Source organism: Bacillus sp. UNC125MFCrub1.1, assembly GCF_000701305.1.
Classification (GTDB): domain Bacteria; phylum Bacillota; class Bacilli; order Bacillales; family Bacillaceae; genus Bacillus; species Bacillus altitudinis.
The window spans coordinates 265,242-291,989 of the sequence record NZ_JNIG01000012.1 but is presented as its reverse complement, the minus strand read 5'-3'; the positions used below and the strand labels follow the sequence as shown (position 1 = coordinate 291,989).

At 40.4% G+C, this 26,748-nt stretch carries 17 protein-coding genes, 1 pseudogene and 1 other annotated feature; of the genes and pseudogenes, 2 read left to right on the top strand and 16 right to left on the bottom strand.

All coding sequences use genetic code 11. The features are described 5' to 3' along the window. The 4 genes and pseudogenes from N521_RS10770 to N521_RS10755 form a co-directional block, all read right to left on the bottom strand. Positions 1-4,615, bottom strand: a 4,615-nt coding sequence (locus tag N521_RS10770) for a non-ribosomal peptide synthetase (RefSeq protein WP_035391232.1), incomplete at its 3' end; no start/stop codon positions are given. Positions 4,616-5,780: 1,165 nt separating this feature from the next. Continuing rightward, positions 5,781-5,981, bottom strand: a pseudogene (locus N521_RS10765) (UPF0758 domain-containing protein); the annotation flags it as partial. A gap of 99 nt (positions 5,982-6,080) precedes the next feature. Next, positions 6,081-7,379, bottom strand: a complete 1,299-nt coding sequence (locus N521_RS10760; RefSeq protein ID WP_285891539.1) for a bifunctional folylpolyglutamate synthase/dihydrofolate synthase — start codon at positions 7,377-7,379, stop codon at positions 6,081-6,083. A gap of 71 nt (positions 7,380-7,450) precedes the next feature. Next, positions 7,451-10,093 (bottom strand): valine--tRNA ligase, encoded by a 2,643-nt coding sequence (locus tag N521_RS10755; protein WP_035391226.1) that lies wholly within the window; start codon positions 10,091-10,093, stop codon positions 7,451-7,453. Between the two features lie 59 nt (positions 10,094-10,152). Beyond that, positions 10,153-10,382: a binding site (T-box leader), on the bottom strand. Positions 10,383-10,551: 169 nt separating this feature from the next. On the opposite strand from N521_RS10755, the gene N521_RS10750 reads away from it, so the two are divergent. Beyond that, the gene (locus tag N521_RS10750) at positions 10,552-10,740 is read left to right on the top strand and encodes a hypothetical protein (RefSeq protein WP_003216497.1); all 189 of its coding nucleotides are present in this window, start codon (positions 10,552-10,554) and stop codon (positions 10,738-10,740) included. Between the two features lie 79 nt (positions 10,741-10,819). Here N521_RS10750 and ysxE read toward each other — a convergent pair whose 3' ends face one another. From ysxE to hemA, 8 genes are all read right to left on the bottom strand, one after another. Next, positions 10,820-11,851 carry a spore coat protein YsxE gene (ysxE, locus tag N521_RS10745; protein ID WP_035391224.1) on the bottom strand — a complete coding sequence of 344 codons (1,032 nt, stop codon included), beginning with the start codon at positions 11,849-11,851 and terminating at the stop codon, positions 10,820-10,822. Positions 11,852-11,888: 37 nt separating this feature from the next. Continuing rightward, positions 11,889-13,133, bottom strand: a complete 1,245-nt coding sequence (locus tag N521_RS10740; RefSeq protein ID WP_035391223.1) for a LysM peptidoglycan-binding domain-containing protein — start codon at positions 13,131-13,133, stop codon at positions 11,889-11,891. 331 nt (positions 13,134-13,464) lie between these two features. Next, on the bottom strand, positions 13,465-14,757 hold the full coding sequence (hemL, locus tag N521_RS10735; protein WP_008342821.1) for a glutamate-1-semialdehyde 2,1-aminomutase: 1,293 nt from the start codon (positions 14,755-14,757) through the stop codon (positions 13,465-13,467). A 27-nt stretch (positions 14,758-14,784) separates the two neighbouring features. Next, positions 14,785-15,756 (bottom strand): porphobilinogen synthase, encoded by a 972-nt coding sequence (hemB, locus tag N521_RS10730; protein ID WP_007501555.1) that lies wholly within the window; start codon positions 15,754-15,756, stop codon positions 14,785-14,787. Continuing rightward, positions 15,753-16,544, bottom strand: a complete 792-nt coding sequence (locus N521_RS10725) for a uroporphyrinogen-III synthase (protein WP_035391222.1) — start codon at positions 16,542-16,544, stop codon at positions 15,753-15,755. The genes hemB and N521_RS10725 overlap by 4 nt, the downstream gene beginning before the upstream one ends. Further along, on the bottom strand, positions 16,541-17,476 hold the full coding sequence (hemC, locus tag N521_RS10720; protein WP_025207728.1) for a hydroxymethylbilane synthase: 936 nt from the start codon (positions 17,474-17,476) through the stop codon (positions 16,541-16,543). Before hemC ends, N521_RS10725 begins: the two co-directional genes overlap by 4 nt. A gap of 37 nt (positions 17,477-17,513) precedes the next feature. Further along, positions 17,514-18,344, bottom strand: a complete 831-nt coding sequence (locus N521_RS10715) for a cytochrome c biogenesis protein (RefSeq protein WP_008342830.1) — start codon at positions 18,342-18,344, stop codon at positions 17,514-17,516. Between the two features lie 7 nt (positions 18,345-18,351). Then, positions 18,352-19,719 carry a glutamyl-tRNA reductase gene (hemA, locus tag N521_RS10710; RefSeq protein ID WP_024718410.1) on the bottom strand — a complete coding sequence of 456 codons (1,368 nt, stop codon included), beginning with the start codon at positions 19,717-19,719 and terminating at the stop codon, positions 18,352-18,354. Positions 19,720-19,959: 240 nt separating this feature from the next. Between hemA and N521_RS10705 the strand changes: the two genes are divergently transcribed. Next, positions 19,960-20,445: a hypothetical protein gene (locus tag N521_RS10705; RefSeq protein ID WP_017358144.1), complete on the top strand. Its 486-nt coding sequence runs from the start codon at positions 19,960-19,962 to the stop codon at positions 20,443-20,445. 43 nt (positions 20,446-20,488) lie between these two features. On the opposite strand, the gene yihA is transcribed toward N521_RS10705, so the two are convergent. From yihA to clpX, 4 genes are all read right to left on the bottom strand, one after another. Then, positions 20,489-21,076 carry a ribosome biogenesis GTP-binding protein YihA/YsxC gene (yihA, locus tag N521_RS10700; RefSeq protein ID WP_007501562.1) on the bottom strand — a complete coding sequence of 196 codons (588 nt, stop codon included), beginning with the start codon at positions 21,074-21,076 and terminating at the stop codon, positions 20,489-20,491. Further along, positions 21,073-23,397: an endopeptidase La gene (gene lon / locus N521_RS10695; protein ID WP_007501564.1), complete on the bottom strand. Its 2,325-nt coding sequence runs from the start codon at positions 23,395-23,397 to the stop codon at positions 21,073-21,075. Before lon ends, yihA begins: the two co-directional genes overlap by 4 nt. A gap of 171 nt (positions 23,398-23,568) precedes the next feature. Beyond that, complete coding sequence (gene lonB, locus N521_RS10690) at positions 23,569-25,230, bottom strand: ATP-dependent protease LonB (protein ID WP_007501566.1); 1,662 nt, start codon at positions 25,228-25,230, stop codon at positions 23,569-23,571. A gap of 138 nt (positions 25,231-25,368) precedes the next feature. After that, complete coding sequence (gene clpX / locus N521_RS10685; RefSeq protein WP_017358145.1) at positions 25,369-26,634, bottom strand: ATP-dependent protease ATP-binding subunit ClpX; 1,266 nt, start codon at positions 26,632-26,634, stop codon at positions 25,369-25,371. Positions 26,635-26,748: the final 114 nt, after the last annotated feature.

Sequence of the window (26,748 nt, the reverse complement as noted above, 5' to 3'; positions counted from 1 at the left end):
CTTGAACTTGAGCATCAAATAAATCTTGAATAACCTTATCTTTCGGATAATCTGCATCTGTTTGATTCCATTCTATAACTATCTCATCTTGTTCCTCTTTGGAAAGGAGTGAAAGGTTGCTTAATGGCTCCTCTGGTAAACGTGTAATTTCAGTTAACCAATATTTAAAGTGATTAGCCATCCGTTCAACTGTAGACTTATCAAATAAATCTGTATTATACTCAAAAGCCGTTAAAAGGCCTTCTTTCTGTTTTTCAACTGTTACTGTTAAATCAAATTTCGATACAGATGTATGAATATTTATATTTTCAATATGTCGATTAGACATCCGGATATCAAAAGTTTCAAAAGCATTTTGCATCGTAAACATAGTTTGGAAAAGTGGTGAATGACTAGTACTTCGTTCCGGCTGTACTTCTTCTACTATTTTTTCAAATGGTACATCTTGGTGTTCATAAGCTTTCAATGCTTTAGTTCTTACTGTCCGTAAAACATCTCGGAATGTAGAAGTTTCATCAAATTGAGTTCGATATACCAACGTATTGGCAAAGAAGCCAATTAGCCCTTCGGTCTCTTTATAATGTCGATTAGCAATAGGACTTCCAACTAATATATCATCCTGACCAGTATAACGAGATAGGAAACCTTGATATGCAGCGAGTAAGGTCATAAACACTGTCGTTCCCTCTTGGCGGCTTACGGCCTCAATTTGTTCTACCACTCCAGTTGGTAGTATAAATTGATACATTGCTCCTGCATAAGTTTGAACAGATGGACGTGGCCGATCTGTTGGCAATTGGAGGACCGGCAGGTCTCCTTTTAACTCTTCCTTCCAATAACTTAACTGTTTATCTAACACTTCATTATCAAGCCACTTCCGCTGCCATTCCGCATAATCTGCATATTGAATAGGAAGATCCGGTAACCTTTCAGGTTGACCTTTTACTTCTCCTTCATATAACATCATCCACTCTCTTAAAAATACATTCATGGACCATCCGTCTGAAATAATATGATGCATGATACAGGCTAAAACCCATTCGTTTTCTTGCATTTTAATTAGTTGGACTCTCAATAGAGGACTTGTCTCTAAATCAAACGGTGTCTCAGCTTCTCTTTGAACCAATTCTTGCATCGTCTGCTCTTTCTCTTCTTTCGAAAGATGTACCAAATCTGTTCTCGACAACGTTCTTAAATGAGAAGAAGCAATATTTTGAAAAGCTTCTCCATCTTTTTCTGTGATAGTGGTACGTAAAATCTCGTGACGACTGATTAAAGTATTTAAACTATTTTCTAACGCACGCGGAGACCACTCTCCCTGTAAACGCCAGACAGCCGGAATATTATACAATGAACTATTAGGTACTAAGCGATCAAAAAACCATAAACGCTGTTGAGCATAGGATAACGGTACAACAGATCCTCTCTCTACTCGAATTAACGATGGAATCTCACTAGAGATACTTCTTCCACGAAGATCCTCTAAACGTTTGGCTAGTTCTTCCACTGTAGAATGCTCAAATAGTTCCTTTAATGGGATGGACATTCCAAACACTTCTTGCAAACGAGATATAACTTGTGTTGCTAATAATGAATGCCCCCCTAAATCGAAGAAGGAATCATCTCGTTTAATACCTCTTATTCCCAATATTTGTTCCCAAACCGTCACCACCAACTCTTCGGAAGGAGTTTGGCCTTCTTGTAACACTTTTTCCTGTATATCATTAATTGGAGTTGGTAAGACCTTACGGTCTATCTTTCCATTTGGTGTTATAGGTAAAGCTTCCATTTTGATAAAATGAGCCGGTACCATATAACCTGGTAACTTGTCTTTTAGAGCCTTTCGCCATTCTTTTGTAGTTCCCTCACCTACTACATAAGCTACTAGACGTTTTTCACCTGGCTCATCTTCTCGAACAATTACTACAGCTTCTTGAATAGAAGGGAGGGCATTTAAGGTTGCCTCTACCTCTCCTAATTCAATCCGAAAACCTCGAATTTTCACTTGATCATCTGCTCGGCCTACAAACTCTAAATTACCATCTGGAAGATAACGTACTAGATCCCCTGTACGATATAAACGAGCTCCTGGTTCATCACTAAAAGGATGCGGTATAAAGCGTTCAGCTGTTAACTTAGGTCGATTTAAATAACCACGTGCTAAGCCAGATCCTCCTACATAAAGTTCTCCCACTCCCCCTTTAGAAATCAGTTGGGAATTTTTATCTAATACATAAACCTGTGTATTAGACACTGGTTTTCCTATTGCAGGGCGATTTCCGCTTATATCATCATCTTTTAAAGCTTCACTAGCTGTAGCTACCACAGTATTCTCAGTTGGTCCATAGTGATTAAAAACCTCAAATGGAAGATTCTCTGAAGGAAACACCCTTAATTGATCTCCACCTGTTAACAAAGCTTTCAAGGCGACACTTTGTGGCCAAGAAAGTTTTAAGATTCTTTCGGTTAGCGGAGTTGGTAAAAAACTAATAGTAATTTGTTGTTTAATAAACCATTCTTTTAAAGCCTTCACATCTGTACGAATTTGGTTATTTGGTAAATATAAACTTGCTCCCACACTTAGATACGGCCATATCTCCCATACCGATGCATCAAATGCTGTTCCAGCAATTTGAGTTGCTCGATCTTTGTTAGTCACATGATATTTTTTTTGATGCCAAAAGATTAAGTTCAATAATGAACGATGTTCAACCATTACCCCTTTTGGTTTTCCAGTAGAACCTGATGTATAGATAACATACGCTAAGTTTTCTGGTGTTACTCCATGAACAGGTGTAGTGATAGGCTCATTTCTGATTTCATGAGAATTTTCATCTAAACAAATCCTCTCAACATCCGATGATACCCACTCTGTAAGATGCGATTCTGTCACCAATATTTGAATACCTGCATCTTCAAGAATGTATTGAAGACGTTTCTCCGGATATGCTGGATCTAGTGGGACATAAGCGCCTCCAGCTTTGAGAATCCCTAGTAATCCAACAATCATTTTCGGAGAACGTTCCACACATAATCCCACTAGGGATTCTGGACCTACTCCTCGTTTTTGAAGATAATGAGCTAATTGGTTAGCTTGTTCCTGAACCTCTTTATAGCTCCACTCTTCGTCTTCATATACTACCGCGATGGCATCTGGATTTTCCTGAACTTGAGACTCAAATAGATCCTGAATTAATAAATCCTGAGGGTATTCAACATTCGTTTGATTCAAACTGGATAGTAGTTCAAATTTATTTTCTAAATTTATTACATCAATAGAAGATAATTTCTCTTCATTATTTTCCAAAATATTTAATACAAAACTTTGAAAATTTGTTGTTATATTCTTTATAGTAGACTTTTTAAAGATATCTCCGTTATATTCAAAATTAGCATTAATAATATGATTAGTATCTACCTCTACAAATAGAGTTAAATCAAATTTCGAATTTTTTTTCTCTAAATTAAAAGGTCTAAGTTTTAAGTTGTATAAATCAATTTCATTAGTAGAATTCCCTAAAAATATAGCTTCATTCTGTTTCCAAGCCTTTTGCATTACAAAAGCTGCTTGAAATATTGAAGCACCATCTTTTTCTTTTAATATTTCCTCCGCCAACAAAGAAAATGGGTAATCTTGATGTTTTCTACATGCATTTAGTTCTTCTTGAGTTTTTTTTACAATTTGATTAAAATTTGTATCACTTGATATATTTAATCTGAGGGGTAACATATTTACAAAATATCCTGTTGTCATATGGAATTTATTATTACTCCTTCCATATATAGGTGTACCTATTATTAAATCTTCTTGTGAATAATAGCGAGACAAGAATGCAGAGTAAAGCGAAAAGAGAACAGAATTCAAAGAGGCATTTTCTTTTTTTGAGAATTCAAAAATTTTTTCACTTATAAATTTATTGAATTTAAATCCAAATAATCCTCCATTATTTGTTGGTAATGAAGGCCGCATGTAATCAGGATTCATATCTAAAATTGGCAGGCTACCAGACAATTTATCATTCCAAAATTCTTTTGTTGCTTTTGAGTGTTTCTCTATGATCTCATTTTGCCAAGAAACAAATTCCGAATAATCACTTTGAATTAATGGGAGATCAAAACTCTTATTATTTAATAATCCATCATATATTCTTCCTATTTCATCTAGTAATATAGAGAAGGTCCATCCATCAAAGACAATATGATGAAACATTAAAAGAAAAATAAACTTATTATCATCAATTGAAATTAGCCTAAACTTTACAACAGGGCCCTCTTCTAAATTGAAAGGCTTATGTGATTCCTTTGATACGTAATATTTTATTTCATCTTCCGTCCATTTTTCTGCTTCTAAATGAAAAAAGTCCAAATCAGCCCCTTCTTGAATTATTTGCACAAACTCTTTCTCTTCCGTAGTGAATACAGTTCTAAAAGATTCGTGTCGTTGAATAATTTTTTTCAGAGTTGCTTTTAAAATCTCTATATTTACCGGGGAATTAATAAAGAATGCAAAGCGCTCATTATATAACGAACTTTTAGGATTAGATTGATAATGGAAAAAAAATGATTTTTGACCTTCAGATAAAGGAAATTTCTTACTATTTGTACTAGCAGACACTAAAAACAGCTCCTATCATCTAAACTATTAATTTTGAAATATATCTTTAAAAAGATATTTAAACTCTGCCTATCCTATCATTATTTAATTTATGATACTGGTGATTTCTTTATACTTATCATCAATAATGAATACATGATAGCTCTAAAAATACACCCCCAATATTATTAGAAAACCCTCTTCTCCATTTTCTGTACACAGATGATGATCAATATGCATATTCTGCCTATGAAATCATAAATAAATTAACTCCTTCCTCAATTTAACCTCCACTAATGGAATTTCAGTAAAAAGAATAGCTTTTTTCACGTTAAACTACTTTAACTTTTCCATCATTCTAGAATTTTCGAGTGCTAACTTATAGCCAGAGTCAACCTCATATTGGTAAATATGAAAATTACTTACATATCTCCTGCTTTATTCAAGATTTGAATACTGTCTGTAAACCTTATAGTAAAAGAATTTAATGTAACACTCAGACTGATCAAATAATAAATCTTATTAAACATTTGCCCTAATAACTTTCTTTGCCTTTCATTTCTTGGTAAAAATCCAAATACATAAAGAAGCATCATCTTAGAAATAGGCATTGAAAATATTTCAATGCTTTTATAGGATATATTATAAAATCTAATAAAAACATGTATTTTTTAAACACATATCAATATTCTCATCAACATATTAACATTTTTATTACTTTTACGCCATAAAATTACATATTCTTTTCTAAAAATTTCTTTTTTGATTGATCAAATCAAAACTTTCCATAAAGAGGTATTGTCTCAAAAACATGAAATATGCATATATAGTATCTGATGAAAAATATCTATAAAAACACTATAAGGAAAAAGAAGGTACTGTTCACAAAATATAATATGCTCGCTCACTCCTCATCTACAATATTGATACCCATTGTCTCTTTAGCCTATAATGAACTACAATACCTACTAAGAGTGATTTTATACTTAAAATTGCGAAGAAAACACATTCTATACAATTACGATCAAGAAGCGATAGAAACTGTAAAACGAACATTGGTAACTATAATACATGATTTAAGTCCAAATTTAGTAAACAAAAGAAATAACTATAATTGTTCATATATCCCCAAAAATAAAAAGCATTATCTAGCCATTTATCTAAAGTAGATGAATAGCATATCTCGAATCTTTGAAAGTTCTTCAATAGAAGCTGACTTCACAGAACGAAGACCGCCAAATGTTTGCAGAAGTCTTGCGGAAATTTGGAGAACTGATTCCTTTTTTGTGCCTTTCCTAAAAAGGATCGCAACAGACAAACTATTTGGACCATATTTCAAAAATCGTTCTCGCGGCTTTTCATCATGAGGACAATGCTTGAGTGACATGGGGAAATAGCTCATGATGCCTTGAGTACCTAGTAAACTTGCTCTTTACATTTCAAAAGAAAAAGACGCACATTGCATAAAAGCAATTGCGTCTTTTGATTATCTTAAAATACGATTTCTTATATCTGAAATAAAATAAAGAGAGCCAGTCACAAGAATCACCGCTGAAGGATCATCACTTTTTTTCTGAATGAACTCAAGCACTGTACGAGGGTCATCATCATACGACTTTGCGTCTAACTGACTGCATACATAAAGCTTTTCAGCTGATTCGGCTCTTGGAAAATCAAATGAAACAAAATGGATAGAAGAACTGACAGATTCAAGCTTTTGAATCATTTGCTTGTACGTCTTATCTTTTAAAGCACTAAAACATACATGCACCTGTTTATTAGAAAAATGAGCTTGTACAGTTTCAGTTAAACGGTCGATCCCTTCTTCATTATGAGCGCCGTCTAAATACACTGGAGGAAGATCTTTGACTTTTTCAAATCTCCCAGCCCAAACTGCCTGCCGAATGCCCTCATATATTTGCTCTTTTGTCACGCTAATATAGCCTTCTTGCTCCAGCCATTCAATGAGTAAAACAGCAAGGGAAGCATTTTGCCTTTGATGCGTTCCAATTAATCCTGTTTCAAGCTGAGGATACTGCCTTTTTGATGTGCGTAACGTGAAACGTTCACCTGTTTCTGTCGGCTGCTGCTCATCAAAGCTACAAGTATCATGTAATGAAATACATTCAACATTCTTTTCTTTGGCTGTGTTTTGAATGACAGCAAGAGCTTCAGGCTGGTGAACTGCCGTGATCATTGGAATACCCTCTTTGATAATGCCCGCTTTTTCAGCTGCAATTTGTTCAAGTGTGTCGCCTAAAATGGCCATATGATCGTGACCAATCGACGTAATTGCTGTTAAGATGGGCGCTGCCACATTTGTAGAATCAAGTCTTCCGCCAAGCCCTGTTTCCAAGAGGACAAAGTCTACTTGGTGCACATGGGCAAAATAAGCAAACGCACATGCTGTAATAATCTCAAACTCTGTTGCTGCACCAAGCTCTGTATCATCTAATTCATCAACTAAAGGCTTGATGTCGTTCACCAAACTCAGCCATTCTTCGTCCAAAATCGGCTCCCCATTAACACTAATTCGTTCATTGAACGTTAAAATAAATGGCGAGGTGAAGGTTCCAACTGAATAGCCCGCTGACTGTAAAATGGATCGCGTAAATGCAATCGTTGATCCTTTTCCATTTGTTCCAGCCACATGCACCGCTTTTATTTTTTGTTCAGGATGGTCTAGTCTGTCCATCAGCCATTTCATTCGTTCAAGTCCCGGTTTGACACCGAAAGCGAGTCTGCTATGAATCCATTCAATGGCTTCATGATAGGTTGTAAACAATGTCATCTCTCATTTCATACGGAATTTTCAAAAAAGACGACTCCATTCCGTTAGGAGCCGTCTTTTCAACATTATGCTTTCAGCTCTTCAATACGCTTTTGAACAGCTTCGCGTTTTGCGACATAATCACGTTCTTTCGCACGCTCTTCTTCTACGACACTTTCAGGCGCTTTTTTCATAAAGCCTTCATTGCCAAGCTTTTTCTGAACTCGTTCCACTTCTTTTGTCAGTTTATCAAGCTCTTTTTGCAGACGGGCAATTTCTTCGTCTAAGTTTATTAAGCCTTCAAGCGGCAGAATGAGTTCTGCTCCAGAAATAACTGCTGTCATCGCTTTATCACTAGCAGGAACATCCGTGCCAATTTCAAGCACACTTGGATTCGTAAAGCGTTCAATATATGAACGGTTCTTCTCTAAACGTTCCTGTACATCAGATGTGGATGCTTTGATATATAGCTCCACTTGTTTGCTCATTGGTGTGTTGACTTCACTGCGAATGTTACGAACAGAACGAATCAGTTCAACAAGCAGCTTCATGTCAGCAGAAGCCTGTTCATTTGAAAGCTCCGGCTTCACTTCAGGCCATGCCGCTACAGTAATGGACTCACCTTCATGAGGTAGATGTTGCCAGATTTCTTCTGTTAAGAACGGCATAAATGGATGAAGAAGTCTCATCGTTTGATCTAATACATACGCAAGGATCGAACGAGTCGTTTTCTTCGCTGCTTCATCTTCTCCGTAAAGCGGAAGCTTCGCCATCTCAATATACCAATCACAGAAATCATCCCAAATGAAGTTGTATAAATGTCTGCCCACTTCACCGAATTCATACTTGTCAGCAAGCTGTGTGACACTTTCAATTGTTTCATTTAAGCGTGTTAAAATCCATTGATCAGCAACTGATTTTTCTCCTGTCAAATCAAGCTCATCATACGTTAAACCATCCATATTCATGAGAGCAAAACGGGATGCGTTCCAAATTTTGTTCGCAAAGTTCCAAGTGGATTCAACCTTTTCAAAGCTAAAACGTAAATCTTGACCTGGAGAGCTTCCAGTCGCTAAGAAATATCTCAGTGAATCCGCACCGTATTTGTCGATGACCTCCATTGGATCAATTCCGTTGCCAAGTGACTTACTCATTTTACGCCCTTGTTCATCGCGAATAAGACCGTGAATGAGGACGTCTTTAAATGGTTTTTCTCCTGTGAATTCAAGACCTTGGAAGATCATACGAGATACCCAGAAGAAGATGATGTCATAGCCTGTTACAAGCAGATTGGTTGGGTAGTAGCGCTTGAAGTCTTCACTTTCTGCATCTGGCCAGCCCATTGTAGAGAAAGGCCAAAGCGCTGAACTAAACCATGTATCAAGTACATCGTTATCTTGCTCCCAGTTTTCAATATCTTCTGGCGCATCAAGTCCCACGTATACTTCCTTCGTTTCTTTATGATACCAAGCCGGGATGCGGTGGCCCCACCATAGCTGACGAGAAATACACCAGTCACGGATATTTTCCATCCAGTGTAAATACGTCTTTTCAAATCGGTCTGGAACAAATTGAACTTGCTCATCACCTTTTTGCAGATTGATGGCTTCATCTGCGAGCGGCTGCATTTTCACAAACCATTGTGTTGATAAATATGGCTCCACTACAGCGCCACTACGTTCACTATGACCAACTGAATGCATGTGGTCCTCAATTTTGAACAAAATGCCTTCTTCTTGAAGATCTTTCACAAGCTGTTTACGACATTCGAAGCGGTCCATTCCTTTGTAATGAAGTGCGTTTCCATTCATTGTGCCATCTTCATTCATCACAAGAATGCGCTCTAGGTTATGACGGTTTCCAAGCTCGAAGTCATTCGGGTCATGAGCCGGCGTTATTTTTACAGCTCCTGATCCAAATTCCATATCGACATAGTCATCCCCGACGATTGGAATCTCTCGGCCTGTAATTGGTAAAACAACTGTTTTCCCAATCAAATGCTGATAGCGTTCATCTTCAGGATGTACAGCGACTGCCGTATCTCCCAGCATCGTTTCAGGTCTTGTTGTCGCAATTTCAATCGAACCGGATCCATCTGCAAGCGGATATCTCAAGTGATAAAACGCACCTTGCACATCCTTGTAGATGACTTCAATATCAGAAAGGGCCGTTTTTGTTGCTGGGTCCCAGTTAATGATGTATTCTCCGCGATAGATCAATCCTTTTTCATACAATTGAACAAACACTTGACGGACCGCTTTATTCAAGCCTTCATCTAATGTGAAACGCTCACGCGAATAGTCTAGACCTAGCCCCATTTTCGCCCACTGGCTACGAATAAAATCGGCATACTCTTCTTTCCACTTCCACGTTTCTTCTACAAATTTTTCACGTCCGAGATCATAGCGGCTCACACCTTCTTCGCGAAGCTTCGCCTCTACCTTGGCTTGTGTTGCAATACCCGCATGATCCATTCCTGGCAGCCATAAAACATCATAGCCCTGCATCCGTTTCATACGAGTCACGATGTCTTGAAGGGTTGAATCCCAAGCATGCCCTAAGTGTAATTTTCCTGTCACGTTTGGTGGAGGAATGACGACTGTATATGGATCTTTCGTTTTGTCATTTTGTGCTTCGAAGAATTTCCCTTCAAGCCAGTACGTATAGCGGTCTTTTTCAATCGCATTTGGATCGTACTTTGTTGGCATTTCTTGATTATTTGTTTCCATTTGTGTTACCTCCACATTTTTTCGGCTGATGAAACATAAAAAAAGCCTTCTCATCCTTATAAAAGGACGAAAAAGCTTTTTCGCGGTACCACCTTTTTTCACGAAACACTTAGACGTGTCCCGTACTCTCTAAAGGATAACGGGGATCTCCCGAATTTCTCTACTACATGTTTCAAGAAATTAAGCTCACAGGCGACCTTCCAAACAAGTGCATCCTAGAAAACCTTTCAGCTATTGGTTTCCCTCTCTTTAGGGTCTTGCTCGTACTCTTCCTGATCCACGCTTACGATATATCACGTTCATCAGCTTATACTCATCTTTTATTAATATTACTAAATGCCTTTTGTTTTCGTCAATCATCTTTTCCGCTTTTCTTCTTCTTTATACAAATTGGGCAGGCACCCTTTGCCTCTTTGCCCATATGATAATAACAAAATAAAGAAGGAGGGCGTTTTATTTTGAAAAAGATCAATCCTTACACACTCCCCCCATGGCTTAGACAAATTCGGGCAGTTGCCTCCCAAGTCGTTCTCCCGATTGCCATATTTCAAGGCTTTCGCACGATCATTTTTCCCACAACATTTGACGTCCTCATCTTAGGAATTCTTATATTTCTTGCCTGTGCCTTTCACCTTGATTGGTTTTAAGAGAGCTGAAAGCTGCAGGCTCACTCTTATGTATAGGTCCCTCGTTAGACATTTCATAGCGCAACAGCAAACAACCTCGTCACTCTTCTGATGACGAGGCATTTTGTTCTTCTTCAAGGCGTCTAGCCTGCTCAATTTCATGTATTTTCATGACGGTCGGCTCAGAATTTTTCATTTGCCAATACGCCCTTAACAGCTCCTGACAACTTTCCATCTCATCCTGTCCGCCTGCTTCATAGGCTTTCACCGTATCAAACAAACTCTGCGGATAAGCGAGGTAGCTCAAGAACAAATGAATCTCTTCCTCACGAAGTTTATTTCCCTTTTGATACGTATAAAACAAAGATGTGCATTCAGGACAAGGAGTAGGGTAGGTTTTGAATGTACGATAGTAAAAGGTCAAAAGGTCATAAATGGGGGCAGCCTTTTTGGACCGCTCAAAATTGGTGAAATGTCCTGTACCTACATCATTGTACAAAAAGTGATGGATCGACAATTGCCCATGGTTTAACACAATACGTGTCGTCTCTTGGTCTTTCATTTCCTCATGCCAATCCTCTAAACGTTCAAGTGCAAATTCACTTGCAGACATCGCTTCTGAAAAATACATAGCAGCAGCCAGCTCAAATGGCGACATATACCATGTTTGTTCTGCCCGCTCGATAAATCGTTCATACATGTCTTTCTCTGTTTCCCATTTGCTTTTCATTTGGGTGTAGTGAGCCTCTATTTCCTGCTCAGTAATGTCCATCATGACTTCTGTTCGTTTATGAAGTCTTGCAATCTCTTGAAATAAATATTCATGTTTATCGTCTTGCTCTTCTCTCTTTTCATTGGTCAGCCATGGCATGAGATAATACGTGTACTGGCTTTCTCGATGATTAGAGAAAAAGGAACCGCTCTTCGTGCGATAAATCGGCACAAACGAGCGATAGCCTTTTGATTCTAGTTCAAGCATTTGCTCTGTAAACTGCATGTGTCGATGGGGCTTTACCCGCTTTAGTGCAAATACGCCCTGCTTTGTATACACTCTAACGACAGCTGGACTGACAGGTTCGATATATTCAGCCTCAAGCCCGTATTCGTATAGGACAGATTGGATTTCATCCACGTTCTCTCACCACATTTTCTCGGTCCATCATCTCATACTATGCATTGCTTTTTTGATATTCAGGAATATAAAGAATCTGCCCTTCTTCAAGCTCTGCATCCACTGACAATGAATTCGTTCGAAGGAGCTGCTGTACATTCAACTGATATCGCTCACAAATACGATCGACCGTATCTTCTTGCTGAACTATACATATTTTCATGCGAGAAAAATCTTCCTCCTCCTGCTTAGCGAACAGCTTCGTTAAATAAAGAGAATTCTCACTGCCAGACGCTTCTCTCTGGTCATGTTCAAACTCCTCAGCTTCTTGAGCTGATTCATACACCTTTGGTGCTTCACGTTCATATAATCGTTCGAACTGATAGCTGTCATCCCGTTCTTCATGCGTCTGTTCCATCTGATAAGCAGGTGATTCAAAGGCTGGATAAGCTGGCGGCTCTTCTTCTTCCTTGCTCTCTGCTTCAGGGTCTTTCCTCACTTCCACCTCAAAGAACGTCTCATCCCGCTCCTCTTCTTCTAACAGCTTAGGCGGGTCAAAGAATGGCGGCTCTTGTACTTGAGCTTCTGGGAAGGAACGATACCCAAGCGCCACGGCTTCTTCTTCCTCATTTTCCTCCTCTTCTTCTGTTTCTTCCACCATCACCGTCTCGATGTCTATTTCATCCTCTTCTTGTTCAGTTCGCACTTCATGTTGCAAAGCGGCCTGCTGTTCTGCATTTTCTTCATGCTCTTCACGTGGCAGCATTTCATGCTCTTCATATTCAGGCTGCGCCTGATATTCATAGGTGACATCGCCATATTCCTCTTCAGCACGATGGACAAATTCATATGGCTCTTCTACAAGTGGTTCAGGCGTTCCTTCATCTAACAGACCTTCAATGGCCAAATCAGCCTGAATCGTGAGCAAACGGCTTTCTGTCAGCTGGTAATCAAATGCATCAATAAACACAAATACATCATTTAAATGACTAATTTTGTTCTTGGGGATCGTGATATCCACCGGAAATTGATGCAGCAGCTCCGCCGTTCCGTCCTCTCTTACCTTCACCTCATCAGCCTGCCTGTATGATGCATAGGAACTGGATTCACCCATTAGCTCCTCTTGATTTATGTTGTATTCTCCTGTTAGCTCGAGTGAACCTCTAATGGAAACATAATCATTCACTTCTTGAACGAGAATGTCAGGATCGAGAGAAATTGACAGTAGCTCACTGACTTCCTGTCCGTTTTTGAAATAAATGGACTCTTCTACCGAAAACTGTAATCGATTGTTTTGAGACAAGTCGGTGTCCTCCTTTCATCTAATCCTTCAAAATAAAATTAGATGTCAATACAGGTGTATGAAGAAGGCGGTGAAAATATGATTGGTTTTATGCAAAGCAAAAAGCCGATATGTCTCCATATCGGCTCAGCGTGTAGACAAACCCTCGCATTCGGTGTCAGTCCTGCGCGCTGGTGCTCACGAATGTCAAATTCGCTCCGCTCCAGTACTCGTCCTTCCTAGACTGCAAAGGTTTTCTTTCACGCTGAAAAAAAGACAAAGGGCTAAAATAAAGTTCATTTTAACCCTTTGTCAACGATCTAAGCCGATATGTCTCCATATCGGCTTTTGGTTACTGAGCTAATTTTTGAAATACCTTTTCAACTGTCTCAATCGTATACTCGATGTCTTCATCCGTATGAGCAGTTGATAGGAACAGCCCTTCGAATTGTGAAGGTGGAAGGAAGATGCCGTGATCAGCCATTTCCTTGTAGAATTCAGCGAATAAAGCGAGGTCAGCTGTTTTCGCTGTATCGTAATTGACGACTTGTTCGTTTGTAAAGAAGAATCCAATCATGGAACCTGCACGGTTAAATGTTAGTGGAATCCCATGTGCTTTCGCCGCTTTTGAAATGCCTTCTTCCAAACGATCTCCTTTGCGTCTAAACTCTTCATAAGACTCAGGTGTCAGCTGTTTTAATGTTTCAAGACCTGCTGTCATCGCAAGCGGGTTACCGGATAACGTTCCTGCTTGATATATCGGGCCGCTTGGCGCAATTTGTCTCATAATGTCCGCTCTACCGCCATAAGCACCAACTGGCAGGCCGCCTCCGATGACTTTACCAAGACATGTCAGATCAGGCGTAATGCCAAAATAGCCTTGGGCACAATGATAATCCACACGGAAGCCTGTCATGACCTCATCAAAAATGAGTAAAGAGCCATATTGCTCGGTGATGTCTCTCAATCCTTGCAAGAAACCTTCTTGCGGAGGGACAACCCCCATATTTCCTGCAACTGGTTCTACAATGACACCTGCAATGTCGTCTCCAAATTCTTCAAAAGCGACTTTGATGCTTTCTAAATCATTGTATGGAACGGTGATCGTATTGCTTGCTGTACCTTCAGGGACACCAGGGCTATCCGGAAGTCCAAGCGTTGCCACACCCGAACCAGCTTTAATAAGCAAAGAATCACCGTGGCCATGATAACAGCCTTCAAATTTCACAATTTTGTTTCTGCCTGTAAAACCACGTGCTAGACGAAGCGCACTCATCGTCGCCTCTGTTCCAGAGCTGACCATACGAATGACCTCAATAGAAGGAACTCGTTCTGATACAAGCTTAGCTAATTCATTTTCAACTAAAGTAGAAGCACCGAAGCTTGTACCATGTTCAGCTACTCGTTGAATACTTTCAACCACACGGTCATTTGTATGCCCTAAAATAAGCGGTCCCCATGATAAGACGTAATCAATATATTCATTTCCGTCAATATCGTATATTTTTGCGCCTTTGCCTCGTTCCATAAAAATCGGGTCTGTATTGACTGATTTAAATGCGCGCACAGGGCTGTTCACACCACCCGGCATTAACTGCTGCGCTTCTTTAAATGCTTGCTTTGACTTTTCATAGCTACGTCCCATTTCAATGTCCTCCTGTCTATCCGTTCTTTATTCTGAGAGCCATTTTGCTGCATCTTTTGCATGATACGTAATGATTAATTCTGCGCCTGCACGTTTCATGCTAGTCAGCATTTCAAGAACAAGCTCTTTTTCAGAAATCCAGCCATTTTGAGCTGCTGCTTTCACCATTGCATACTCTCCGCTCACATTGTACGCAACAACAGGAAGTGTAAATTCATTTTTCACATCACGCATGATATCTAAGTATGAAAGTGACGGCTTCACGATCAGGAAGTCAGCGCCTTCTTCTACATCAGACTGCGCTTCTCTCAGTGCTTCTAAGCGGTTTGCAGGGTCCATTTGATACGTTTTACGATCTCCAAACTGCGGTGTGCTATGCGCCGCATCACGAAACGGACCGTAAAAAGCACTTGCATATTTCACAGCATATGACATCACAGGCACATGAACAAAGCCGGCCTCATCGAGCGCCTCACGAATTGCGATAACAAAGCCATCCATCATATTTGATGGAGCAATGATATCTGCACCTGCACGAGCCTGACTGACAGCGGTTTTCGCTAAGAGCTGAAGAGATTCATCATTTAAAATTTCTCCATCTTCAACGATTCCGCAATGTCCGTGATCTGTATATTGGCATAAGCAAGTATCAGCAATGACCACAAGCTCTGGGAAATGCTTTTTGATTTCAAGCGTTGCTCTTTGAACAATCCCATGATCGTGATAAGCTTCACTGCCTACATGGTCTTTATGGTCTGGTACCCCAAAAACAATGATAGATTTAATCCCAAGGTCAACAAGCTCTTGGACTTCTTCTTTCACAAGATCAACTGAAATGTGATAGACACCCGGCATTGAAGGGACTTCTTTCCGGACATTCTCTCCCTCTACAAAAAAGATGGGATAAATGAAATCAGAGGGTCTTAAAAATGTTTCTCTCACCAATTCTCTCATTCCTGCGCTTGTACGTAATCTGCGGTGTCTGTTAAATTTCATCATTGGTTCAACTTCCTTTCAGATAAACGGCACATCAAATCAAGCATCCCGTCTATCGTATAAGTATCTGGGGTTTCAGAAGAAATCCCGTATTGAAGCAGTGCCTCTTGTGTAAGAGGACCGATGCTCACAAAACATGTGTCTGATGCAGCTAATCTATCGATATCAGCCTCCATAGCGTGCATAAAAGAATGAACAGTGGAGGAGCTTGTAAATGTAATAAAATCAAATGATTGCTCCATCATTGCCGACTTGAGTGCGATAATTCCGTCCTCATCCTTCACTGTTTCATATATAATCCACTCTTTTACGTCAATGCCAAGCGGAACGAGGGTATTCTTCACCACATCTCGTGACAGGTGACCTTTTGCTACAAAGACACATTCTTCTGGGTGTACATGTTCAATTAAAGCATCTGCCAGTTCTTCTGCTATAAAACGTTCTGGAACCACATCCACTTTTAAGCCGTGCTGCATCAGATAGGCAGATGTTTTTTCACCTACGGCCGCCACTTTCAAGTGGGATAAGCTTTGATGTAATTGATGCCTCTCTATATAACTGAGAAAAAAAGACGCACCATTTACACTCGTAAACACAAGCCAATGGCTTGCTTCTAAGTCTTCTAAAAATGCCTTCGCTTTTTCTTTTGTCAGCGTTGGTTCAAACCTGATAAGAGAGGTTAAAACAGCATGGCCGTTCAGCGCTTCAATTTTCTGCTGAAACGCACCCGCTTGACGTTCATTTCGAGTGACAAGCACCGTCTGTCCGTAAAGCGATTTGGCTATCGTCATTGGGAAGACAGATCCTTTTTCACCTTGTCGATCAAATCTTTTGCTCCCTTATCCGCCATTTGCTTCGCACATGCTGTTCCGATTGCCTCAGGGTCAGTACCTGTTACGGTTTCTCGAATAATCGTATGGCCGTCCGCAGATGCCACAAGACCTGTCAATTCAATTTCATCACGCTCATTCATCGTTGCGTAACCAGCGATCGGCACTTGACAGCTTCCATCCATTTGCTTAAGGAAGGCTCTTTCAGCAAGGACCGTTTTCTTTGTATACTCATTTGTGAATTGAGCTAACAGCTGCAAGAGCTCTTCGTCATCTCCCCGACATTCTATCGACAATGCGCCCTGCCCCACAGCAGGAAGGCAAGTATCAGGAGATAAAAATTCCGACACGACTTCTTGACTCCAGCCCATTCTAGACAATCCGGCAGCCGCTAGAATAATCGCATCATACTCTTCATTTTTCAGTTTTTCGAGTCTCGTATCAATGTTTCCACGGATCCATTTAATCTCAAGATCTGGTCTCTTCTGAAGAAGCTGGGCACTGCGCCGTAAGCTGCTCGTTCCCACAACCGCTCCCTTTGGTAGTTCATGAAGACGGAGATGATCCTTTGAAATCAACGCATCCCGCACATCTTCACGCTCAGGAATACAGCCGATGACTAAACCTTCCGGAAGAGAGGCCGGCATATCTTTCATGCTGTGTACTGCCATATCGATATCATGGTTCAGCATTGCTTGTTCAATCTCTTTAACAAACAGACCTTTTCCGCCAACCTTTGATAAGGTCACATCTAAAATTTGATCACCCTTTGTCACAATCTCTTTAATTTCAAAAGAATAAGAAGGGTTTAGTTCAGACAACTTTTGAATGACCCATTTTGTTTGTGTAATCGCAAGTTTGCTTCGTCTAGAACCTACTTTAATTGTACGCATTACGTCTTCCTCCCGACAATGCCCTTAAGACTCATCATTATTGAAACCAATGAAAGGTTGATAAGCTACCAAGCAGAAAATAATTGATCATCAGCACAAGAAATGAAGCGACATTCCATCGCGCCACGATTTTGCCCTGCATATTTCTCACCAGTCTAATGTATAAGTAAAAGCCGTATAAAAACAGCATAATAAACGAACCGAGCACCTTTGCATCTGTCCAGTACAACGTATCATACGAGATATATGCCCATATAATGCCAAGAATTAAACTAAGCAAGAGCATCGGCACGCCAATAATATTTAAGACATACGCCATGTGATCAAGCTTTGATAAGTCTTCAATTCTCAAAAGCCATTTTCCCCACTTTTTCTTTTTCAGCAAACGATATTGAAATAGATAGAGGAGTGAAAAAGCAAATGAAAGTGAAAAAGCGCCGTATGATAAAATGGCCATCGTAATATGAATGACGAGCAGCTCACTCGTCAGCTTTCCCGTCAGTTCGGCAGAATGAAGATCGGATGGTGTAAAGGTGTGAATCGCCATCATGGAAAAACCAATCACATTTGTAAAAAACACAATAAATTCAACACGTAATACTTTTGTCAAAACAAGTGACAATGTCACAAGCACCCACGTATAAAAATATAACCCCTCTGCTACATTCAACACAGGGAATCGGTCTGTTTCCATCATAATATAAAACATGTAGACTGTTTGCAGCAGCCAGACAATAGAAAGCAACCAGAAAGCCATTTTTCCAGCCTTCCGGTTGTGTTGAAGAAAATCTATGAAATAGAACAAGACACTGAGTGCATAGATCAAGATCGTCGCTTCACCTAGTCTCGCTACAATGGATTCCATCATCGCCTAATCACTCACTGGCAACTGTAGCAAGGCCTTGTGCCATATTTGTTTTAAACAGCTGAAATGCCCCTTGCTCCACCTGCATCGGCTCTGCCTTTTGCTCTTCATCTTCAACCTGTAAATCAAAGATTTCTTTAAAGAGTAAAAGTTTTTCCTCTGCATTCGGCTCCCCGGCAATTTCTTTGGCCTTTAAGATAGGATCTTTCAGCATTTGATTGATGATGCTTTTCGTATGTTTATTTAACAGCTTCATTTCACGATTTGTGAGGTTTGGAAGCTTTCGTTCGATGCTTTGCATCGTATCCGCTTGAATCGAGAGTGCTTTTTCTCTTAAAGCAGAAATCACAGGAACCACTCCGAGCGTATTAAGCCATTGCTTAAATTCCACAATTTCAGCTTCGATGAGAAGCTCCACCTCTTCAGCTACTGCACGTCGCTCTTTCAGGTTGGCTGCCACAATACCCTCAAGATCATCAATGTCATACAAAAAAGCACCTTCTACTTCAGAAATAGCTGGATCTAAATCACGTGGTACTGCAATATCCACCATGAATAGAGGTCTGCCTTTTCTCTGTTTGTTCGCTTTTTCGACCATTTCTTTTGTGATCACAAATTGTTTAGCCCCAGTAGAGCTAATTAAAATATCCGCTTCAGATAAAGTTTTTTCTAATTGATTCAAGCTCTTAGGCTCTCCTGAAAAACGGCCGGCCAGTTCTTTGGCCTTTTCGAACGTTCGATTGATGACTGTTACCTGGCCAATTCCTTGACCTTGAAGGTTTTGAGCCGCCAGCTCGCCCATTTTACCCGCACCAAGAATAAGGACATGTTTATCAGAAAGACGTCCAAAGATTTTTTTGGCAAGTTCCACTGCCGCATAGCTGACAGATACAGCATTAGACGCAATATCTGTTTCCGCATGAGAGCGTTTCGCAACTGTTACCGCCTGCTTAAACAAATAATTGAAAACGGTACCAATGGTCTTCTCCTCTTGAGCGACTTTAAAGCTTGAGCGCACTTGACCGAGTATTTGTGTTTCACCAATGACCATAGAATCAAGTCCACAGGCAACTCGGAATAAATGCTCAACCGCTCCATCATTTTCATAAAACTTCAAATATGGAGAGACATCTTCTTTTTCTAAACCGAACCAATCTGCTAAAAATCTTTTTATATAAAACCGACCAGTATGAAGCTGATCTACAACTGCGTAGATCTCTGTTCGATTACATGTTGAGATGACGATATTCTCTAGAATGCTTTTTTCTTCTTTAAGCTTGGACATCGCTGTTCCGAGCTCGCTCGGTTCAAAGCTCAGCTGTTCCCGTATCTCAACAGGGGCTGTTTTATAATCTAAACCCACAACAAGAATATGCATAACTTCAGCTTGCACCCCCAACGCCCTGTCTAATTTATAATAATTACAATATAGAATTTATTATTTATAATGATTATAACATATATTCATTTTTAACTGGATAAAAATTGTGAACAGATTTCAAAAATGTTGTGATATAGTAGAAAAATGTTCGACATCGAATGCCATATCATCACTTCAAGCAATTTACCAGATTTGGCGCGTGCGGACAAATGATCTGCTTATAAGAAGGTGACATCTTTGAAGAAGAAATCTATTTTGCTGCCGCTCACTTTGCTGGCTGTAGCACTATATGCCATTCTCTCAGGAGATCAATTTGACATTTGGAAAGATCAGGAGAAATGGTATACACTTGTACTGCTTTTTGGCCTTGCTTTCTTATATCAAGGAAAGAAGGAGCAGGAAACCTCTCATGTGTTTATCGGTATGCTCATGACAGGCCTTGCGCTACACTTTATCCTTCAGCCGAAATTAGAACACTGGCCAGATACATTTACGATGATTGTGTTCATCATCGGCCTCGCACTTTTGATGAAATCATCACAGAAAAAGGAATATCGAATAGAAAGTGTTGTTCTCATTGCACTCGGTCTATTCCTTTATTTCTTTCAACAAATTACGAAGCAACTTAGCACACTTTCGATCCCTACTTCCGGTTTTGAATTGTACTGGCCATATGTATTGATTGCCGTCAGTCTCCTCTTATTATTTTTAAAAAGGAAATAACTTATACAATAAAAAGGCATCTGCATATAGCAGATGCCTTTTTTTAGCTGTTAATCTTCGCAAGGATCGCATTCCATGCTTCATCTTTTCCCTTTTTTGTTTCAGAAGAGAAAAGGATTAATTCATCTGATGGGTCGATGTCGAGTGTCTGTTTGACGACTTTCGCATGCTTTTCCCATTTACCTTTCGGAATTTTATCGGCCTTTGTCGCAATAATGATCACAGGAACTCCATAATATTTAAGGAATTCATACATGTTCACATCATCTGCGGATGGCTTATGACGCAGATCCACAATTTGGACGACTGCTTTTAACTCTTCACGCATTGTAATATACGTTTCGATCATTCTCCCCCATGCTTCGCGCTCTGTTTTTGATACTTTTGCAAAGCCATAACCTGGGACGTCCACAAAATGGAGCATATCATTAATAATGTAAAAATTAAGCGTCTGGGTCTTTCCTGGTTTAGAAGACGTACGCGCTAAATTTTTCCGATTAATCAATGAGTTAATGAACGAGGACTTTCCAACATTTGATCGTCCAGCAAGTGCGATCTCAGGCAGCCCCCCGCTCGGGTACTGCTCTGGTTTCACCGCACTAATGACGATATCTGATTTTGTTACTTTCATCTTCCCTCTCCTACTAACGCTTTCTCAAGCACCTCATCTAAATGTGAAACCGGAATAAAAGTTAATCCTTCTCTCACACTTTCAGGAATATCATCAATATCCTTCTCATTGTCCTTTGGAAGAATAATCGTTTTCAGTCCTGCACGATGTGCGCCTAATGCTTTTTCTTTTAATCCGCCAATCGGAAGCACTCTTCCTCTTAACGTAATTTCTCCTGTCATACCAACCTCTTTTGAAACAGGACGTCCTGTGAGTGCTGATACAAGAGCCGTCGCAATGGTAATACCAGCTGATGGCCCGTCCTTTGGAACCGCACCCTCTGGAACATGGATATGAATATCGTGCTTTTCATTAAATTGAGGATCAATGTTCAGTTCATCTGCTTTTGAACGAATATAACTGAATGCCGCCTGCGCAGATTCTCTCATGACATCACCGAGCTTACCTGTTAGCAAAAGCTTGCCTTTACCAGGCGAGAGTGAGACCTCGATGGACAAGGTGTCTCCGCCAACTGTGGTATATGCAAGGCCTGTGACAACGCCGACCTGATCTGTCGTTTCCGCCTGACCATAACGGTAAAGTCTTTTTCCGAGGAATTCAGATAAGTTCTTTTCCGTCACTGTGATGCGTTTGCGGTCTTCAGCCACAATTGCTCTTGCCGCTTTTCGGCAAATCGCCGCAAGCTGACGCTCTAACCCGCGGACTCCTGCTTCTCTCGTGTAATAGCGAATCATATCGTAAATCGCTGCTTCACGAAGCTGCAAGTTCCCTTTCTTTAATCCGTGCTCCTTTAGCTGCTTCGGCAGAAGGTGATCTTTCACAATTTCTGCTTTTTCAACTTCCGTATACCCTGCAATCGTGATAATCTCCATTCTATCACGAAGTGGACCTGGAATGGTTGCTAAATTGTTTGCAGTTGCGATAAATAAGACTTGAGACAAATCAAATGTCTCTTCAATATAATGATCGCTAAAGTTATGATTTTGCTCTGGATCTAACACTTCAAGCATCGCAGAAGACGGATCTCCCCTAAAGTCAGAAGACATTTTATCAATTTCATCTAAAAGAAAGACCGGATTCATTGTGCCCGCCTTGCTCATCCCGCGAATGATACGGCCAGGCATTGCACCTACATAGGTTCTTCGATGACCACGGATCTCAGATTCATCACGTACACCGCCAAGAGAGATACGGATAAACTTTCGATCGAGTGATTTGGCAATGGATTTAGCAAGTGACGTCTTCCCTACCCCAGGAGGTCCTGCCAAGCAAAGAATCGGTCCCTTTAATGAATTTGTTAGTTTTTGAACAGCAAGATATTCGAGTACCCGCTCTTTTACTTTTTCAAGCCCGTGGTGCTCGTCATCTAAAATTTCGCTTGCAAGCTTTAAATCTAGACGATCTTCTGTATAAGTGCCCCACGGCAGATTGATCAGCCAATCAATATAATTGCGAATGACAGAACTCTCAGCAGAGCTTGAAGGGATTTTTTCATAACGGTTCAGTTCTTTTAAAGCCGTTTCACGAACGGAATCTGGCATGCCGGACTCTTCAATTTTAGCCATAAGCGTACTGACTTCGCCTGTTTTCCCCTCTTTGTCTCCAAGCTCTTTTTGAATAGCTTTCATTTGTTCGCGCAAATAATATTCTTTTTGCGTTCGCTCCATTGAACGTTTGACACGCTGGCCAATTTTCTTTTCAATCTCTAGCACTTCTTTTTCATTGTGAATGAGACTGATGACCCGATTCAACCGTTTTTTGACATCGACTGTTTCCAGCACTTCTTGCTTGTCTTTTAATTTCAAAGGAAGGTGGGAAGCGACGATATCCGCCATTCTTCCAGGTTCTTCAATATCCGTCACCGTTGCATATGTTTCAGCTGAGATTTTTTTTGAAATTTTTATGTACTGATCAAAGTGATCTAACAAAGTGCGCATGAGTGCTTCTGCTTCTGCGTCCTTTAATTCTTCTTCTGTCAACTCTTTAATATCGACTGACGTATAGTCTTCTAGCTCCATGTAGGATTCGATCTGCGCTCGATTTAAGCCTTCGACGAGCACACGGATCGTTCCATTTGGCAGCTTCAGCATTTGTTTAATTTTTGTGTAGGTGCCGACTTTGAAAATTTCCTCTTCACCTGGTTCATCTATTGAAATTTCCCGCTGTGTTGCTAGAAAAATCATATGATCGTTCATCATGGCCTGTTCTAATGCTTGAACAGACTTTTCGCGCCCAACGTCCAAATGCAAGACCATTGTTGGATAAACAAGCAAGCCTCGCAGTGGAAGGAGCGGAACATTCTTTTTGATTTCATCTGCCATGTTGATAGACACCTCCGTCACTAGTATGAATCATTATAATATACCTGTTTCAGTCTTGTACAATGTAAAAGACTTGAGAAATGATGATCTTACCGTAGTATACCCTTTCTTTTTATCTTGAAAAAGAAAAAAAGATCTATTTCACTAAAAAATCCCCATATGAGATGGGGATTAAACAGATTTCCTTTTCATTTCTTCTTCTAGTCCATCTTTCTTCTCATCTGGCGGATTGACCAAACACTGATCCAGCACTTCTTGGAAATGCTTCACAGGCACAATCGTCACCCCTTCAATCTCTTTTAAGATCGACTGCTGGTTGTCATAAGGGATGATCACTGTTTTGACACCCGCTTGTTTGGCTGCCTTGATTTTTGGTATGACACCGCCAATCGGCTTCACCTGACCTTGTAATCCAATCTCACCGGTCATCGCCGTTAAATGATCAATCGGGATTTGATGAATGGCTGAGAAAATGGCTGTGGCCATCGCAATTCCAGCAGACGGCCCATCAATCGGGGCACCAGCCGGAAAATTAATGTGGATATCATATTCATTTGTTCGTATGCCTAAGTTTCGAAGCACGGTTAAGACATTTTCAACTGAGCCCTTCGCCATACTTTTCCGTCTGATCGATTTAGACTGATTGCCGATGCTTTCTTCTTCCGCAATACCTGTAATATTGATACTGCCTTTTTCAAGCGCTTTACAAATGTTCACTTCAATTTCAAGCAGAGCCCCGCTGTTCGGTCCATACACGGCAAGACCATTTACTACTCCTACCTTTGGCTTTTCCGGTACTTTTTGTTCATATCTTGGTGTCAGCTGGCTTGAATGAATGACCCATTCTACATCGGCGATCGTAATATCTTTTCGGTTTTCAGTGACAGCCATACCTGCGGCGATCTGTACCATGTTGACCGCTTCACGTCCATTTTTCACATAAGATGTTAACAGGTTCAGTCCTTCGTCACTTAATTCCTTCTGTATTTTCTCGACTGCTTTAGCTGCAACAATTTTCAGCTCATGCTGATCCAAATCCTTGAAGAAAATCTCCAAACATCTTGATCGAATAGCCGGCGGAATTTCGTCTGGTGTTCTTGTCGTGGCGCCAATCAGTCGAAAATCAGCGGGTAACCCATTTTGAAAAATATCATGGATGTGATTCGGGATTTGCGTATTTTCTTCACTGTAATAAGCACTGTCTAAAAACACTTTTCGATCTTCTAGCACTTTGAGCATTTTGTTCATTTGAATCGGATGCAGTTCTCCAATTTCATCGATAAAGAGAACGCCGCCATGAGCATGTGTGACGGCTCCTTGTTTCGGCTGCGGAATGCCTGCCTGTCCCATGGCCCCTGCTCCTTGATAAATGGGATCATGTACGGAACCAATCAAGGGGTCTGCGATGCCTCGTTCATCAAATCTTGCCGTTGTGGCATCAAGCTCAACAAATACTGCATCTTTTTTAAATGGTGAATCAGCGTGACGCTTCGCCTCTTCCATCACTAGACGAGCAGCAGCTGTTTTTCCAACACCAGGCGGCCCGTAGACGATGACATGTTGCGGATTCGGTCCACACAGGGCAGCTTTAAGTGCACGTATACCATCTTCCTGCCCTACAATATCTTGAAACCCCTTTGGCCGGACTCTCTCTGATAAAGGTTCACTCAGTTTAATGGATCGCATCTTTCTGAGTGCTTCCATTTCTTTTTTTGATTCTTTATCGATCGTCACCTTTTGTGTGCGCTGATTTTTCAGTAAGTTCCAAAAGTACAACCCGATGACGATACCAAAGAACAGTTGTATGAATAATACGATTCCTGTCCAGCTCAATCGGTGCTCCCTCCTTCATCTATCGTTATGTATTGGTTTCTGTCTGCTAGTATTTCCTAGAGCTGGACGGAATAAACACAACTTCCACGATAAATAAAAAACTCCTGAATCAAACGATTCAGGAGTCATCAAACGGGCTTATGCCGATGTTTTTGTATCTTTATTCACGACTGTACCGTCTTTTAAGACAAGACGAGGCGGCTCACCATCAGCAACCGTTTCACCAGTAATGACACATTTCTCAATATCATCACGAGATGGAAGATCAAACATCACATCAAGCATGATGCCTTCAATGATGGAGCGAAGACCACGAGCTCCTGTTTTACGCTCAATTGCTTTTTTCGCAATTTCGCTAAGAGCATCTTCTTCAAACTCAAGCTCAACATCATCAAGCTCAAGCATTTTTGTATATTGCTTAACGAGCGCATTTTTAGGCTTCGTCAAGATTTCTACAAGTGCTTTTTCATCTAACGGCTCTAGGCTTGCAATAACCGGAAGACGACCGATGAATTCTGGGATTAAACCGAAGCGAAGTAAGTCTTCTGGCAGAACTTTTGATAGAAGGACTTCTTTTTCAAGATCTTCAATTTTATTTTCCGCACCGAATCCAATGACTTTTTGACCTAGGCGGCGTTTGATGATTTGCTCAATGCCGTCAAAGGCTCCACCACAAATGAAGAGGATATTTGTTGTATCAATTTGAATGAATTCTTGATGAGGATGCTTACGTCCACCTTGAGGCGGTACACTAGCGACTGTTCCTTCAAGAATTTTCAAAAGGGCTTGCTGTACACCTTCCCCAGATACATCACGAGTGATAGAAGGGTTTTCTGATTTTCTTGCTACTTTATCGATCTCATCGATGTAGATAATGCCTTTTTCAGCTTTTTCTACATCATAATCTGCTGCTTGGATCAGCTTTAGTAAAATATTCTCTACGTCTTCCCCAACGTAACCTGCTTCTGTTAAAGACGTCGCATCTGCAATCGCAAATGGAACATTTAAAATACGTGCAAGCGTTTGAGCAAGTAATGTTTTACCGCTTCCTGTAGGTCCAATCATAGAAATGTTACTTTTCGAAAGCTCAACATCATCAATCTTACTGTTGGAATTAATCCGCTTGTAATGGTTATAAACCGCTACAGCTAAGGATTTCTTCGCATTCTCTTGTCCGATGACATATTCATCAAGAATTTCCCGGATTTCATGAGGTTTCGGAACATCCTTGAATTCAACTTCTTCCTCAGTACCGAGCTCTTCTTCAACTATTTCCGTGCAAAGCTCGATACATTCATCACATATATATACGCCAGGTCCTGCGACCAGTTTACGCACTTGATCTTGCGTTTTTCCGCAAAACGAGCATTTTAATTGACCTTTTTCCTCGTTGAATTTAAACATTCTTTCACCCCTTATTCTTCTTCACTTGCCTGTAGCTAACAGTCAGCTACCCTTCTGGGTCCAGTATGTATGCATTTTACCATACTTTCCTAAAAGACGGTAATGATGTGTTTG